The 14,602-nt window shown below is 71.5% G+C and carries 11 protein-coding genes; 1 reads left to right on the plus strand and 10 read right to left on the minus strand.

Annotated elements, in window-relative coordinates:
* The first annotated feature begins 1 nt into the window (after position 1).
* Positions 2-949, plus strand: coding sequence for a 23S rRNA (guanosine(2251)-2'-O)-methyltransferase RlmB (gene rlmB, locus DX116_RS09640; RefSeq protein ID WP_119703876.1), 948 nt, complete (start codon positions 2-4; stop codon positions 947-949).
* A 42-nt stretch (positions 950-991) separates the two neighbouring features.
* On the opposite strand, the gene DX116_RS09645 is transcribed toward rlmB, so the two are convergent.
* From DX116_RS09645 to DX116_RS09690, 10 genes are all read right to left on the minus strand, one after another.
* The gene (locus tag DX116_RS09645) at positions 992-2,800 is read right to left on the minus strand and encodes an ABC transporter ATP-binding protein (RefSeq protein WP_119703877.1); all 1,809 of its coding nucleotides are present in this window, start codon (positions 2,798-2,800) and stop codon (positions 992-994) included.
* Positions 2,793-4,607, minus strand: a complete 1,815-nt coding sequence (locus DX116_RS09650; RefSeq protein WP_199715980.1) for an ABC transporter ATP-binding protein — start codon at positions 4,605-4,607, stop codon at positions 2,793-2,795. Before DX116_RS09650 ends, DX116_RS09645 begins: the two co-directional genes overlap by 8 nt.
* The gene (locus DX116_RS09655) at positions 4,604-5,596 is read right to left on the minus strand and encodes a ketopantoate reductase family protein (RefSeq protein ID WP_119703879.1); all 993 of its coding nucleotides are present in this window, start codon (positions 5,594-5,596) and stop codon (positions 4,604-4,606) included. The genes DX116_RS09650 and DX116_RS09655 overlap by 4 nt, the downstream gene beginning before the upstream one ends.
* Positions 5,589-7,265 (minus strand): dipeptide ABC transporter ATP-binding protein, encoded by a 1,677-nt coding sequence (locus DX116_RS09660; RefSeq protein ID WP_119703880.1) that lies wholly within the window; start codon positions 7,263-7,265, stop codon positions 5,589-5,591. Before DX116_RS09660 ends, DX116_RS09655 begins: the two co-directional genes overlap by 8 nt.
* Positions 7,262-8,200, minus strand: coding sequence for an ABC transporter permease (locus DX116_RS09665; protein ID WP_119703881.1), 939 nt, complete (start codon positions 8,198-8,200; stop codon positions 7,262-7,264). Before DX116_RS09665 ends, DX116_RS09660 begins: the two co-directional genes overlap by 4 nt.
* Positions 8,197-9,150 carry an ABC transporter permease gene (locus DX116_RS09670; protein ID WP_119703882.1) on the minus strand — a complete coding sequence of 318 codons (954 nt, stop codon included), beginning with the start codon at positions 9,148-9,150 and terminating at the stop codon, positions 8,197-8,199. Before DX116_RS09670 ends, DX116_RS09665 begins: the two co-directional genes overlap by 4 nt.
* A gap of 18 nt (positions 9,151-9,168) precedes the next feature.
* Positions 9,169-10,842: an ABC transporter substrate-binding protein gene (locus DX116_RS09675; protein WP_119703883.1), complete on the minus strand. Its 1,674-nt coding sequence runs from the start codon at positions 10,840-10,842 to the stop codon at positions 9,169-9,171.
* A 66-nt stretch (positions 10,843-10,908) separates the two neighbouring features.
* Positions 10,909-12,120: an acyl-CoA dehydrogenase family protein gene (locus DX116_RS09680; protein WP_119703884.1), complete on the minus strand. Its 1,212-nt coding sequence runs from the start codon at positions 12,118-12,120 to the stop codon at positions 10,909-10,911.
* Positions 12,117-13,316 carry an LLM class flavin-dependent oxidoreductase gene (locus DX116_RS09685; protein ID WP_119703885.1) on the minus strand — a complete coding sequence of 400 codons (1,200 nt, stop codon included), beginning with the start codon at positions 13,314-13,316 and terminating at the stop codon, positions 12,117-12,119. The genes DX116_RS09680 and DX116_RS09685 overlap by 4 nt, the downstream gene beginning before the upstream one ends.
* Positions 13,313-14,506: an LLM class flavin-dependent oxidoreductase gene (locus DX116_RS09690; protein ID WP_119703886.1), complete on the minus strand. Its 1,194-nt coding sequence runs from the start codon at positions 14,504-14,506 to the stop codon at positions 13,313-13,315. Before DX116_RS09690 ends, DX116_RS09685 begins: the two co-directional genes overlap by 4 nt.
* Positions 14,507-14,602: the final 96 nt, after the last annotated feature.

Below are 14,602 nucleotides of genomic sequence, written 5' to 3' on the forward strand. Positions count from 1 at the left end.
CATGCCAGGCAACAGCAGTCGCAGAGGCGCCATCAAGAAGTCCGGCAAGGGCAACCCCACCGCGGGATCCGGCGGACGCCGCCGCCAGGGGCTCGAGGGCAAGGGCCCGACCCCGCGGGCCGAGGACCGTCCGAACCACAAGATCTACAAGATGAAGAACGCGACTGCCAAGCGCGAGCAGGCGCGGCCCAAGCGGGCCAAGCCGGGCGAGGGCGCCGAGTGGGTCGCCGGACGCAACTCGGTGCTCGAGCTGTTGCGCGCGACCGTGCCGGTGCACGCGCTCTACGTCGCCGAGGGCACCGACCGCGACGAGAAGATCCGAGAGATCTTCAAGCTCGCCGCCGAGCAGCACGTCAGCCTGCTCGAGATCGGACGCATCGAGCTCGACAAGCTCACCGGCGGCGCCGTGCACCAGGGCATCGCGGCCAAGCTCAACGCGTACGACTACGCGCACCCGCAGGACCTGCTCGACCTCGCCGCCGAGCGCGACGAGCCGGCGCTCATCCTGGTGCTCGACGGCATCACCGACCCCCGCAACCTCGGCGCGATCATCCGCTCGGCCTCGGGCTTCGGCGCGCACGGCGTCGTCATCCCCGAGCGTCGGGCCGCGCAGATCACCGCCGCCGCCTGGAAGACGTCCGCGGGTGCGGCGGCCCGGGTGCCGGTGGCTCGCGTCACCAACGTCACGCGCACGCTCAAGCAGTTCCAGGAGGACGGCTGCATGGTCATCGGCCTGGCCGCCGACGGCACGGTCGACGTCGCCGACTCGCAGCTGGTCGACGGCCCGCTGGTCGTCGTCATCGGCAGCGAGGGCAAGGGCCTGTCGCGCCTCGTGGGCGAGACCTGCGACGAGATCGTCTCGATCCCGATGAGCACGGGTCTCGAGAGCCTCAACGCCGGAGTGGCGGCAGGCATCGCGCTGTACGCCATCAGCCAGCGCCGGGGCTGACCCAGCCCGGCTCGCGGGGTTCGCCCGCGAGCCGTGACTCGTTCACGCCCCAGCGGTGATGTGCTCCGTCCAGGCGTCGTGCAGCCGTGCGTAGACGCCCGGCTGCGTCACGAGGTCGTCGTGGGCGCCGTCCTGCACGATCCGTCCGCCGTCGAACACAAGCACTCGGTCGGCGCCCTGCGCCGTGGCCATGCGGTGGGCGATCGAGATCGTCGTGCGGCCGGCGGTGAGCGAGGACAGCGCCCGCTGCAGCCGGACGTCGGTGGCGGGGTCGACGCCGCTGGTGGCCTCGTCGAGCACGAGGAGATCGGGATCGACCAGCGCGGTCCGCGCGAGCGCCACCAGCTGTCGCTCGCCCGCCGACAGACGGGCGCCCCGCACGCCGACCCGTGTCGAGAGGCCGTCCGGCAGCCCGTCGAGCCAGGGGCCGAGGCCCAGCGACTCGACGATCGCGTCGAGGTCCCAGGAGCCCGATCGGGCGCCCATGACGATGTTCTCGGCGATCGTGACGTTGAACAGGAACGGGTCCTGGGGGACGATCGCGACCCGTCGCTGGAGTGACCGGTCGCTGACGTCCCCGATCGGGACCCCGCCGAGCAGCACCACCCCGCGGCTCGGCGCGATCTGTCGCGTCACGAGCTTGGCGAACGTGCTCTTGCCCGAGCCCGTCTCGCCGATCACGGCGATGTGCTCGCCGGAGTCGATCGCCACCTCGAGCCGGTGCACCACGGGCGGTCCGCCGTAGCCGGCGGAGACATCGAGCAACCGCACGGAGATCGGCCCTGACGGCAGGTCGTGCGCCTCGCCGCCGACCGTCCCGCCAGGTGCCGTCACCAGCTCCAGGGCGCGACGCCAACCGGCGACGGCGTTCTGCGCCTCGCCGAGCATCTGCACGAGCGACTGCAGGGGCCGGACGAAAAAGGTCACGAGCAGCAGCATCGACACGACCTCGCCGGCCGTCAGGCCCAAGGACGGCTCCCACCCCGACGCTCCGGAGGACCAGCGCACACCCAGGACCACCACGGCCACGGTCATAAGCGAGATCGCGATCTCGCCGAGCGCGGTGTTCACGTGCAGCGGCACAAGGGTGCGACGTTGCGCCGCGGCAGTGCGGTCGACGGCCGCGTCGAGATCGGCTGCCATGCGTGCGCGGGTGCCGGTCGACCGTACGACAGCGATGCCTGCCACGGCTTCTCCGACCGTGGTCTGCAGCTCCGACACGCTCTCGCGGACGGCCAGGTAGCGAGTGGCGACGACCGACTGGATACGTGTCATCGCCACCGTCAGCGCCACCGCGAGAGCCAGGACCGGTAGGGCCAGCTGCCACGAGTAGGCGGTGATGATGACGCCGGCGATGATCATCTGCATGACGTTGACCAGCAGCACCACGCCGCCGTTCTGGGCGAAGGTCGTGACGGCGTCGACGTCACTGGTCAGGCGGGTGACGAGATCGGCGCTGCGGGTCGTGGCGGCTGTCTCGGGCGCCATGCGGTGGACACGGGCCACACCCGCCGTCCTCAGCTCGGCGAGCGCCTGCTCCAGGCGCCGGTAGACGCGCCGGTTGAGCCACCACGACGCCACCAGGGCGGCGAGGGTCGCGCCGGCCCCGACCGCGACGGCGTGGGCGACGACCGACGAGGCGTCGGCGTCGGTGTCCAGCAGACCGTGGTCTAGCGCCTGCTGCACGGTCAGCGGCGTGACGATGCGTCCGGCACCAGCGACGGCTGCCAGGATCACGGTCAGCCACAGGCCCGTCACGATGCTGGGCGAGGTCTGCCGCACCCGGGCCAGGACGTCGCGGGCGGACGAGCGCCCCAGGTCCGCCAGCCCGGGCGGGGGGTGTTCAGACACGGTGCTGTGCCGATCCGTACGCGTCGAGGACGCGGCCGTACGCGGGCTCGGCGGCCATCAGCTCGGCGTGCGTGCCGGAACTGACGATGCGGCCACGGTCGAGCAGGACCACGCGATCGGCTATCGCTACCGAGCTGGGACGACCACCGACGACCAGCACCGTGGTCCGCCCGCGCAGGTCGGCGATCGCGTCGAGGACGTCGCGCTCGACCGCCGGGTCGAGTGCGGACGTCGCGTCGTCGAGCACCAGCAGCCGCGGACCGCGCAGCAGGGTGCGGGCCAGGCAGATGCGCTGTCGCTGGCCTCCGGACAGCCGTCCGCCCCGCTCGCCGACGATGGTGTCGAGGCCATCGGGGAGGGCGCGCACGACCTCGTCGGCACGGGCGGCGACGAGGGCGGCCTCGACCTCGTCGTCGCGGTAGCTCCGGGCCTCTCGCGGGTGCCCGTCGAGGACGAGGTTGTCGAGCAGCGACCCCGCGAACAGCCACGAGTCCTGCGCGACCAGGCCGATGTGAGAGGCGACCTGATCCGCGGCGAGCTCGACGGCGTCGACCCCGTCCGTCGTGGGCGTCCCGATCCGCACGACGCCGCTCGTCGGGTCGATCTGGCGCGTCACCAGGTCGACGACCGTGCTCTTGCCCGCGCCGGTCGCGCCGACAAGGGCGACGATCTCGCCGGGCGCCAGGTGCAGGTCGATGTCGTCGAGCAGCACGCGCGAGCCGCGGGTCACTTGGGCGTGGACGACCCGCACGTCGAGCGGACCCTCGTCGGCCAGGCGGCGTGCACCGAAGCGCGTCACGTTGTCGGACTCGAGCACGGCCGCGACCCGGGACCCGCCGGCCGCCGACATCGGCAGCATGCCGAGGAACCGGCTGATGACGTTCAGCGGGATGGAGACCGTCAGCAGCAGGTACACGACCTCGACGACGACGCCGACCGTCAGCGCGCCGGACTCGACTCGTCCCGCACCCACGGCGAGCACGGCGAGGATCGCCCCTGTCGGCAACAGCTCGAGCATGGGGTCGAACAGGGAGCTGACGTCGCCCATGCGGACGTTGGCCGCCCGGAGACGTCCTGCCGCATCGCCGATCCGACGCTCCTCGTGGTCGACGAGGCCGAGGGTGCGAACGACCTGACCACCGTCGATGCTCTCGAGCGCCGCGGCCCCGAGGTCGCCCCGTGCCGCCTGCGCCGCCTGTGCTCGCGGGGTGAGCGCGCGCTGGTACAGCAGGTTCAGCGCGAGGACGGACGTGACGAGGGTGAGGCCGACCGCGCCCAGCGCCGCGTCCCGGGTCATGAGCTGGACCATCGCCACGACGAGCATCACGACCATGCCGAGCGCGAAGTACAGGAATGCCGTGGGCAACCACACCGCATCGACGTCGGACACCGCCGTCGAGAGCAGCCGGCCGGGTGAGTGTCGGCGGTGCCAGCCGAGGTCGAGGTCGAGGTAGTGACGCACCACGGCGCGTCGCGTGCGGGCCTGTGCCGCGTGCTGCACCCGACCGCTGGCGATGCCGCGCAGCACGATGGTCGTCCAGCGGACCGTGGACACGCCGAGGATCGCACCGACGGCGACCCACCAGGTGGCCCGCGAGACCTCGCGACCGGCCAGCGCCGGGATGACGAGGTGATCGGTGGTCCAGCCGATCGCCCAGGCGCTGAGCACCATGGTGAGGCCGTTCACGACCCCGACGACGGTGGCGAGCGCAGCGGGACGGGGGTGGGCGAGCGATCCGTCGAGCATCGTCCGGAGGCCGGTGCGGACGGTGCCCGGTCTGGACCTGACCAGTCCGTCAGGTCTCACGACGCGCTGAACGAGCCGGCCGCCGCAGCCTGCGGGACGAGAGCGTCGAGCGTCCGATCTGCTGTCGCGTCGCCGAGCAGACGTTGCAGCCGCTCGTTGAGCGGTGCCGACAGCCCCGCCCGTCGTGCCAGCAGCACGATCTCGCCGTTGAGGTAGTCGACCTCGCTCGACGCGCCCCGCGCGAAGCTCTGCCAGGTCGACAGTCGTCCCCCGACGTGCCCATCGACGGGCAGGACCTTCAGTGGCGTGGCGCTGAGGTCCGGCGCGTCGGCGGGCGACAGGAGGCCGGCCGCCCCGAGTACCACGGCCGCCTCCTCCTTGAGCACCGCGCGGGCCTCGGCCCGCGCGGCGTCGTCGCCGTCGAGCAGGTCGAGCCCGTTGCCGACGTTGCCGAGCAGCTTCGCGGCCTTCGCCTGGCGGACGTCGTCGACCGCCGTCACGTGGAACCCGGCGCCGACCAGGTCGTCGACGAGCGACCGGGCCAGGTCGTCGAGCCCGGACGGGTACCGGCCCACCCAGATCGCTCCGACGGCCGGCGGCAGGGAGGGTGACACGATCTCGCCCGGAGTCGTGAAGCTGGCTGCGATGGCGATCGTCGCGCCGTAGACGCGGGAGAAACGCCGCAGCGCGAGGTCCTCGGTCGCGAGCCCGTTCTGGAACGTCACGATCGGCAGGTCGGCCGCGACACCGCCGCCGCCGACGGGCTGCCAGGCCCATTCGACCAGCGCGGCCTCGGCGTCCTGGGCCTTGGTGGCCAGCACCAGCACGTCGGACGGCCGCAGGCGGACCTCTGCCGACGACACCGCGACCGCGATCTCGACGACGTCGACACCGTTCGGGCGCCGTACCGTCAAGCCGTGCTCGGCGACCACACGGCCGTGCTCGCCGCGGGCGACCAGGACGACGTCGTGACCCGCCGGCACGAGCTGCGCCGCGAGGGCACCTCCGATGGCTCCACCGCCGATGATGACGTAGCGACGCTCAGACATGGGCGACCTCCTCGACGTGCGCGGCGGCCTCGGCGCGCTGGCCGGGGATCGCGTCGATCAGCTGGTGGGTGTACTGGCTCTGGGGCGAGCCGAAGACCTGGGCGACCGATCCCGACTCGACGACTGTGCCCCGGTTCAGCACCGACACGGTGTGGGACACCTGGGCGACGACCGCGAGGTCGTGCGAGATGAACAGGTAGCTGAGACCCAGGCGCTCCTGGAGCTCGGTCAGCAGCTGGAGGATCTGCTCCTGCACCGACACGTCGAGCGCCGAGACCGGCTCGTCGAGCAGGATCAGCTCGGGCGACAGGGCCAGGGCTCGGGCGATCGCCACACGCTGGCGCTGGCCACCGGACAGCTCGGACGGCAACCGGTCGCGGTACGACGACGGCAGCGACACCTGGTCGAGCAGCTCTGCCGCCCGGGCGGCCCGGCTGGCCCGGTCGCCGATCTTGAACGAGACCAGCGGCTCGACGATGCTCTGGCCGATCGTGAAGCGGGGGTCGAGCGAGGCGTACGGGTTCTGGTGCACGAGCTGGATCGTCCGGCGCAAGGGGCGAGTCTGCTTCCAGCCGAGCCCCGTGATGTCGGTGCCGTCGAGGATGACGCGACCGCTCGTGACCTGCTCGAGTCCCAGGGCGAGACGCAGCGCAGTGGTCTTGCCGGAGCCGGACTCGCCGACGAGCGCGTGCGTGCGTCCACGGGCGACTTCGATCGTCACGTCGTCCAGGGCGAGGAACCGATCGCCGCCGCCGGGGCGCGCGTACGCCTTCGACACCGACTCGAGGCGGATGATCGGATCGGGGGTGGCGACCTCGGACGGGGCGAGGTCGAAATGGGGGACGATGCGTCCGCCGTTGGCCAGTCCGGGCGCCGCTGCGATGAGACGGCGCGTGTATTCGTGCGCGGGTCTGACGAGGATGTCGGCGGGGCGTCCCTGCTCGACGATGCGGCCATGTTGGAGGACGACGACACGGTCGCTGCGATCGGCGGCGACGGCCAGGTCGTGGGTGATGATGAGCAGCGACGTGCCCGAGTCGCGCACGAGCCGCTCGAGGTGGTCCAGGATCGTGCTCTGCACCGTCACGTCCAGGGCGCTGGTCGGCTCGTCGGCGATGATGAGCCGCGGCTTGCCGGCCAGGGCGATCGCGATCAGCACGCGCTGACGCAGCCCGCCCGACAGCTCGTGGGGGTACTGACGGGCACGGAGGGCCGGGTCGTCGATGCCGGCCTGATCCAGCAGCTCGAGCACCTCGGCGTCGACCTGGGGACCCGAGACGCCCCGCAGCCGGACCGACTCGGCCACCTGGGCGCCGATGCGACGGGTGGGGTTGAGCCCGACCATGGGGTCCTGCGGCACGAGGCCGACGACGCTGCCGCGCAGGCTGCGCAGGGTCCGCTCCTTGGCGCCGACGACCTCGACGCCGTCGACGACGACGCTGCCGCCACCGATCGTGGCGTTGTCGGGCAGCAGGCCGATGAGGGTGTTGGCGACCGTCGTCTTGCCGGAGCCCGACTCCCCGACCAGGGCGACGATCTCGCCGGACCGGATCGTCAGGTCGATGCCGGCGACGGCCGGCACGGAGCGGCGCCGTCGCACGTAGCCGACGTGCAGGTCGGCGACGGTCACGAGGGGGGAGTCGGTCTCGACGGGGGTGGGCGTGGTCATCGTGCCAGCTCCTGGAAGGTCTTGGAGATGTGGTTGAGGCTCAGCACGACCGCCGCGACGAACAGCCCGGGCAGCAGCGGCACCCACGGGGCGGTGATCAGGAAGTTGCGCCCGGCCGAGATCAACGTGCCCCACTCGGCGGCCGGCGGGGCCGCGCCGAAGCCGAGGAAGCTCAGCGAGGCGATCGCGATGATCGCGACGCCCGTGTCGAGCACGGCCAGCACGGCCACGGGTCCCCACGAGTTGGGGAGCACGTGGCGCACCAGCACCCGGAGCCAGGAGGCGCCGCCCGCCCGGGCCGCCTCGACGTACGGCAGGGTCTTGACCCGCAGCACCTCGGCGCGCGTCGTGCGGGCGAAGCCGGGGATGATGCCGATACCGACGGCGATGGCGACCGGCACGGTGCCGAAGCCGAGCGCCGTGACGATCGCCAGGGCGAACAGCAGACTCGGGATGGCCAGCAGGACGTCGACCGCGCGCATGATGAGCGCGTCGACGATGCCGCCGAAGAATCCGGAGACGACACCCAGGGTCAGCCCGGCGACGATCGCGATGGCCAGGGCGATGATCGTCGCCTTGATCGTCAGGGCCGAGCCATGGACGACGCGCGACCACAGATCGCGCCCGATCTCGTCGGTGCCGAACGGGTGGCTGAGGCTCGGGGAGAGCAGGCGGTCGGACGGGGAGGTGGCGTAGGGGTCGTGCCCGGCGAACCACGACGGCACGAAGGCCGTCAGCACGACGAAGATCGTGAAGACCAGAGCGAGGACGAAGCCGGGCTTGCGAGCCAGGGTCCCCACCGCGGCGCGCAGGTTGGCCCGGCGACCGCCGAGGTCGCCGTCGTCGATCACGGCCTCGGACAGCAGCGCCTCGTCGACGGCGCGCTCGAGACCGGACGTCGACGTGCGCCCGGGGCGCGGGTTCAGGATGCTCATCTGCTCACCTTCTGGACGTGGACGATGCGGGGATCGAGCAAGGGGTAGAGCAGGTCGACGACCAGGTTGACGACGACGAACAGCGCCGCCGCGAAGGTCACGATCGCCAGGACGACGGGGACGTCCTGGGCGATGACAGCCTCCTGGGCGAGCTTGCCGATGCCGTTGCGGGAGAACACCGTCTCGGTGACGATCGCGCTCGTCACGGTCAGGCCGACCACGACGCCCAGGATCGTCATGGCGGGCAGGGCCGCGTTGCGGAAGGCGTGCTTCCACTGCACGGCCGCCCGGGAGAGCCCCTTCGCGCGGGCCGTCACGATGTACGGCTGCCGCAGGGTCTCGTCGAAGCTGCGCATCAGCACCTGGGCCAGCACCGATGACGTCAGCAGCGAGATCGTCACGGCGGGAAGGACGAGCGACGAGAAGCCGTCCGTCCCCGTGGCGGGGAACCAGGCGAGGTTGAAGGCGAACACCTGGATCAGCAGCAGGCCGACGAAGAACTGCGGGAACGAGGCACCGACCGAGGGAAGCCGGCTCAGCAGGAGCCGCGCGGGCCGCCACCTCAGGTACGAGGCCGAGTAGGCCAGGGCGAATCCGCCGATCAGCGACAGCGTCCCGGCCAGCAGGCTCAGCGCCGCCGTGGCGCCGATACGGTCGACCAGGAGGTCGGTGACCGGCACCTGCTTGGAGATCGACATGCCGAAGTCACCGTGCAGGGCGTTCCACAGGTGGGTGAGGTACTGCTCGAGGACGGGCCGGTCGAGGTCGTACCGGGCCATCGCGGCGTCCAGCTGGGAGGGGCTGAGCTTGTCGGTCTCGATCCCCGCCGCGCCCAGCTGCAGCGCGACGGGATCGCTCGGCAGCAGGTAGAGCACCGCGAAGGTGACGGTGTAGGCGGCCCACAGCACTCCGACTGCCTGCGCCACCCGTCCGAGGACGTACCTGGTCATCTCAGCCCCTCCGTCGTCCTACTTCGACTTCCACACGTCGTTGAGCTTCAGGAAGCTCTCGGACGTGAAGGAGAAGCCGTGGACGGCCTTGCTGACGCCGGCGAACTGGACGCGCTCGGCGATCGGGTACGTGACGCCCTCGTCGATCAGGAGCGCCTGCAGCTCGGTGTAGGCCTTCTTGCTCTCGGCCTCGTCGGTCGTCTGGATGGCCTGGGCGAACAGCGCCTTGATCTTCGCGAGCGTCTCGGGCGTGGAGGCGTTGGTGGCCAGCGCCTTGGAGTTGGCCAGGTCGGGATCGAGGATGAACTGCAGCGCACCGGGATCGGCCCGGGTGAAGTACGTGCCGCTCAGGTCGTAGTCGCCGTTCGCGATCTTGGCCGGCCGCTCGGCCGCCGGCACCACGTCGAGCTTGAGGTCGATGCCGACCTGCTTGAGCTGGTCCTGCAGCAGCTCGTCGCCGGGCGTCAGCACCTGGATCTGGTCGACGAGCGTCAGGCGCTTGCCGTCCTTGGTGCGGTAGCCGTTGCCGGTGCGCGTCCATCCCGCGCTGTCGAGCAGCTGCTCGGCCTCGTCGCGGTCGAAGGCCAGCTTGTCCTTCTGGGCCGCGAAGTACGGCGTCGTCTCGTCGAACGGTCCGCCGACGACCGGGTAGTCCTTGCCGTAGGCGGTCGAGGCGTAGGACTCCAGGTCGATGGCCTTGTAGAGGGCCTTGCGCACCGCCGGGTCGGACAGGATGCGTCCCGAGGACACGTTCGGGAACAGCGTCAGCGCGACACCGGGCAGCGAGCGCTGCTCGACGGTGGCATCGGATCGCTCGATGAGCTCGCGGTCCTCGACCGTGAAGGGGTTGCGCGGCCACGCGATGTCGATCGCCTTGCTGACCAGGTTGCCGGTGCGGACGCTGTCCTCGGCGACGTAGGTGAACTCGACGGCGTCGAGGTGGGCCTCGCCGGTGTTCTTCGACAGCGCCGAGCCCCACGCGTACCCGGGACGCTTGACGATCTTGAGCAGCTCGTTGGGCTTGTAGCTGTCGAGGGTGAACGCGCCCGAGGCGGTGAAGTCCCCGGCGCAGCGCTGCGCCGGCGTCTTGGCGTACGAGTCGGGCGAGATGATCGCCAGGTTCGTGGTCGACGTGGCCTGCAGGAATGAGGAGTTGGGCTGCGAGAAGTCGAGCTCGACGGTCTTCGGGTCGATGACCTTCGCGCCCTTCAGGCCCAGCACGTAGCTGGAGCCGAAGGCGGCGCCGTTCGTGGCCTTCACGGTGTCGAGCCAGCCGTCGACGTTGCCCTTGATCGCGGCGGCGTCGACCGGGGAGCCGTCGCTGAACGTGACGCCCTGCTTGAGCGAGAACGTGTACGTCAGTCCGTCGGGCGAGACCTTCCAGCTGTCGGCGAGCCACGGCTTGATCTCGCCGGTCTTCGGGTCCTGGTCGGTCAGCGAGTCGGCGAGGTTGCGGATGACGGTGCGGTGCTCGATCCAGTAGGTCTGGAACGGGTCGACGCACGTGAACGCCGCGTTGTCGGGCCAGAAGGCGACCTTGAGGGTGCCGCCGGCGACCGGCGTGCCGCCGTCGCCGGCGCTGCTTCCGCCGGGATCGGAGGAGCTGCAGGCGCTGAGGCCCAGGGTCGCGGCGACCGTGACCGCCACGGCGGCCACGCCACGGCGGGCGGACAGGGAGCGTCTGAATGACATGGAGCTGACTTTCTCGAGGGGGGAGGGGGGAGGGAAGGATCGTGGGTGGGGGAAGGGGTGCAGGGACTACTGGTCCAGTACGCGGCGACCGGCGGCCACCAGCGCGACGTCTTCCTGCGGGGGGTGGACGCGCACGCAGAGGGCGTCGCGGAGATGGCGCTCGAGCGGCAGCGTGCGGGTCAGGCCGGGATTGCCGAGCGCGGAGACGGCGGTCTGGGTGGCGGCGATGACGGACCGCGCGATCTGGACCTTCAGCAGCGACAGCTGCGGCAGGTGCGACTGGTCTCCGGTCTCGGCCCGCAGCAGGGTCCCGAACAGCAGCGTCTCGGCCTGGGCGATCTGCGCGTCGATCTCGCCGGCGACGGTCTGGATGCGTTCCGTGGTGGCGATGGGTCGGCCGAGCGCGGCCGGGACCCGGTTCCGTGTGTAGTCGACGAAGGCGGTGCGGGCGGCGCGGGCGACGCCGATGTAGAGCGCGGGATGGCCGAACGAGCCGAGCGAGGCGGCGGCGGCCGGGTCCCGGTAGACGCCGTCGGCCCCCCGGGGGATCTCGACGAAGGCGTCGAGCGGCAGGCGGACGTCGTCGTACACGACGTCGTGCGTGTTGGACGCGCGCAGGCCCAGGTGGTCCCACGTCTCGATCCACGATATGCCGGGCAGATCGGCCGGGACGATGACGTGCCCCACCTGCGGGTGCTTGGCGTCCGCCGTCTGGTCGTCGACGACCGCCCACACGACGTGGTAGGCCAGGGCAGTGCCGCCGGTCGCGTACGACTTGCGACCGCTGAGCGACCAGCCGTCGTCGCGGCGCGTCAGCGTCGTCGCGGGCAGGCCCCCGCGGGCAGGAGCGCCGAGCTCGGGCTCGGCACGGATCGCGTTCGCCAGGGCCGGCCCCTGGGTGCCGCGGTGCAGGAGATCGGCGTAGTAGTGGGCCGGCCAGTGCTCGGCGACGGCCTGACCCTGGTGCGTGATCAGGGTGTTGGCCGCGAGGAGCGCGACCGACGCGTCGCCCTCGCCCAGGGCGATGAGGATGCGCGCGGTGTCGATCGGTCCGATCCCGGGGCCGCCGAACTGCGTCCCGACCGTGGCGGTCAGCAGACCGGCCTCGTGAGCGACACGGAGTCCCTCGACCGGCACGGCACCCGTCCGGTCGTACTCGGCGGCCGTCGCGGCGATCCGCGCGGTCACGTCGGCCAGGGCCTCGGGCGAGAGGTCGGGCACGACGAGGTCGGGCACGACGAGGTCGACCCGTGCGTCGGTGCCCACGGTCGCGGTCATCGCGCGCCGGCCGTGGCGAGGGCGGAGGCGTCGAAGCCCGGGGCCAGTGCGCCGGGATGCTCGTCCTGGAGCGTGCCCCGCGTGCCGGTCGCCTCGCGGTGCGCCAGCTCCTGGCGCACCAGCGGGATGACGTACCGGCCGTAGTCGACCGCGTCGGCCAAGGTGTCGTACCCGCGGATCGAGATGAGGTCGGCGCCGATGTCGATGTAGTCGAGGATCGCCGCGGCGACGGTCTCGGGCGTGCCCACCAGGGCCGTCGAGGCGCCGCCCGCGTTGGTCGCGGCGGCCGTGCGGGTCCACAGCGCCCGGTCGTAGACGTCGCCCTTCGCGGCGAAGTCGAGAAGGCGCTGCGAACCGACGTTCTGCGGCGCGTCCTTGGTCCGGCCGAGCTGGAAACCGCCGGACTGGTACGTCTTCTCGATCTTGACGACGTGGTCGAAGGCCTTCTGCCAGGCCAGCTCCTCGGTCTCGGCGACGATCGGGCGGAAGGTCACCCAGATGCGCGGCAGCGTCGTGCGTCCGGCGGCACGCGCGATGGTGTGCACGCGCTCGATCTGCGAGCGGATGTCGGCCAGCGGCTCGCCCCAGAAGCTGAAGATGTCGGCCTTCTCGCCGCCGACCTGGAAGGCCTCGTCGGACGAGCCGCCGATCGAGATCGGGATCGTGTCGCCGTACGGCGCGAAGCCGGGCCCGAAGTCGTCGAAGCGGTAGAAGTCGCCGTCGTGGCTGAAGGGCGCCTTGTCGTGCCAGCCGCGGCGCAGCAGGTCGAGGTACTCCGACGTGCGGGCGTACCGCTGGTCCTTGCTGAGGTAGTCGCCGTGGCGGGCCTGCTCGGCGTCGCTGCCGCCCGAGATCAGGTGGACCACGGCGCGTCCCTCGGTCAGCTGGTCGAGCGTCGCGAGCTTCTGCGCGCCCACCAGCGGATGGGTCGTGTTGGGGCGCAGCGCCACGATGGGCCTGAGGTGCTCGGTGAGCTGCCCGACCGCCGACGCGACGACGAACGAGTCGGCGCTGCCGGTGCCGTACGGAAGCAGCGTGTAGTCGTAGCCGCCCTCCTCGAGCGCGCGGACGTACCGGCGGAAGTACGGCAGGTCGATGCCGCGGGTGGGGATCGGCTCGAGCTCGGTGGACGGGTTGAGGTGCGACAGGCTGATGAACTCGGCGGAGCGGGCCGCCGTCTCGGGGATGGTGCTCATGCGGGGGTCCTCTCAAGGGACGGCGCGATGGCCGTGGGATCGAAGTCGGGAGCGAGGGCGCCGAGGTGCTCGTGCTGCAGGGTGCCGCGGGCGCCGGAGACCTCGCGGTGCGCGAGCTCCTGGCGCACCAAGGGGATGACGTACCTGCCGTAGTCGACGAGGTCGTTGAGGTTGTCGTAGCCGCGGATCGAGATCAGCTCGGCGCCCAGGTCGACGTAGTCGAGGATCGCGGCCGCGACGGTCTCGGGCGTGCCGACCAGGGCCGTGGACGCGCCGGCGGCGCCCGTGGCGGACGCCGTGGGCGTCCAGAGCGCCCGGTCGTGGACGTCCTGGCGGGAGGCGATCTCGAGCAGGCGCTGCGACCCGACGTTGGCGGGGTCCTGACCGCCGGTGACCTGGCGCCAGCTGAAGGCGGGACCGTTCTTCAGCACGTCCAGCGTGCGGTGCGCCTTGGCCCACGCGAGCTCCTCGGTGGCCGCGATGATCGGGCGGAGGGTCACCCAGATGCGCGGGCTGTCGGTGCGCCCGGCGGCCAGCGCCTCGGCCTTGATGCGGTCGATCTGCTGGCGCGTGTCCGCCAGGGGCTCGCCCCAGAGGCCGAAGATGTCACCGCGCGATCCGCCGACCTGGTAGGCCTCGGCGGAGGACCCTCCGACGGACACCGGGATGGTGCCCTCGACCGGCTTGACCGCGCTGACGAAGTCCTCGAAGCGGTAGAACTCGCCCTCGTGGTCGAACGGCGTGTCGCTCGACCAGGCGCGGCGCAGGATGTCGATGTACTCCGCGGTGCGCCGGTACCGCTCCTCCTTGGTGGAGTAGTCGCCCTCGCGGGCCTGCTCGTGGTCGTTGCCCCCCGCGATGAAGTGCACGGCCGAGCGTCCTCGCCCGTCGTCCGTCCGGCTGAACTGGTCGAGCGTCGCCAGTGCCTTCGCGGCGACGGTCGGGTAGACGGTGTTGGGCCGCAGCGCCACGATCGGAGCGATGCGCTCGCTGCGCTGGACGATCGCGTTCGCGATGCCGAACGGGTCGTGGGCCATCGAGGCGTACGGGACGAGGGTGTAGTCGAACTCGGCGTCCTCGAGGGCGTTGACGTAGCGGCGGAAGAACGCCGGGTCGATGTCGGGGCGTCCCAGTCGGTTGAGCTCGTTGGACGAGTTGACGTTGATGGCGCTGATGAACTCGACAGCCATGGCGGTGACTCCTAGCGGGGCATGACGGGGTGGGGCGGAAAAAGGCGGGACGCGGCAGGACCGGGCTGGGGCGGTCGGACCGGCGAGGTCAGCGCG

This window comes from Aeromicrobium endophyticum (assembly GCF_003586285.1).
Taxonomy (GTDB): domain Bacteria; phylum Actinomycetota; class Actinomycetes; order Propionibacteriales; family Nocardioidaceae; genus Aeromicrobium; species Aeromicrobium endophyticum.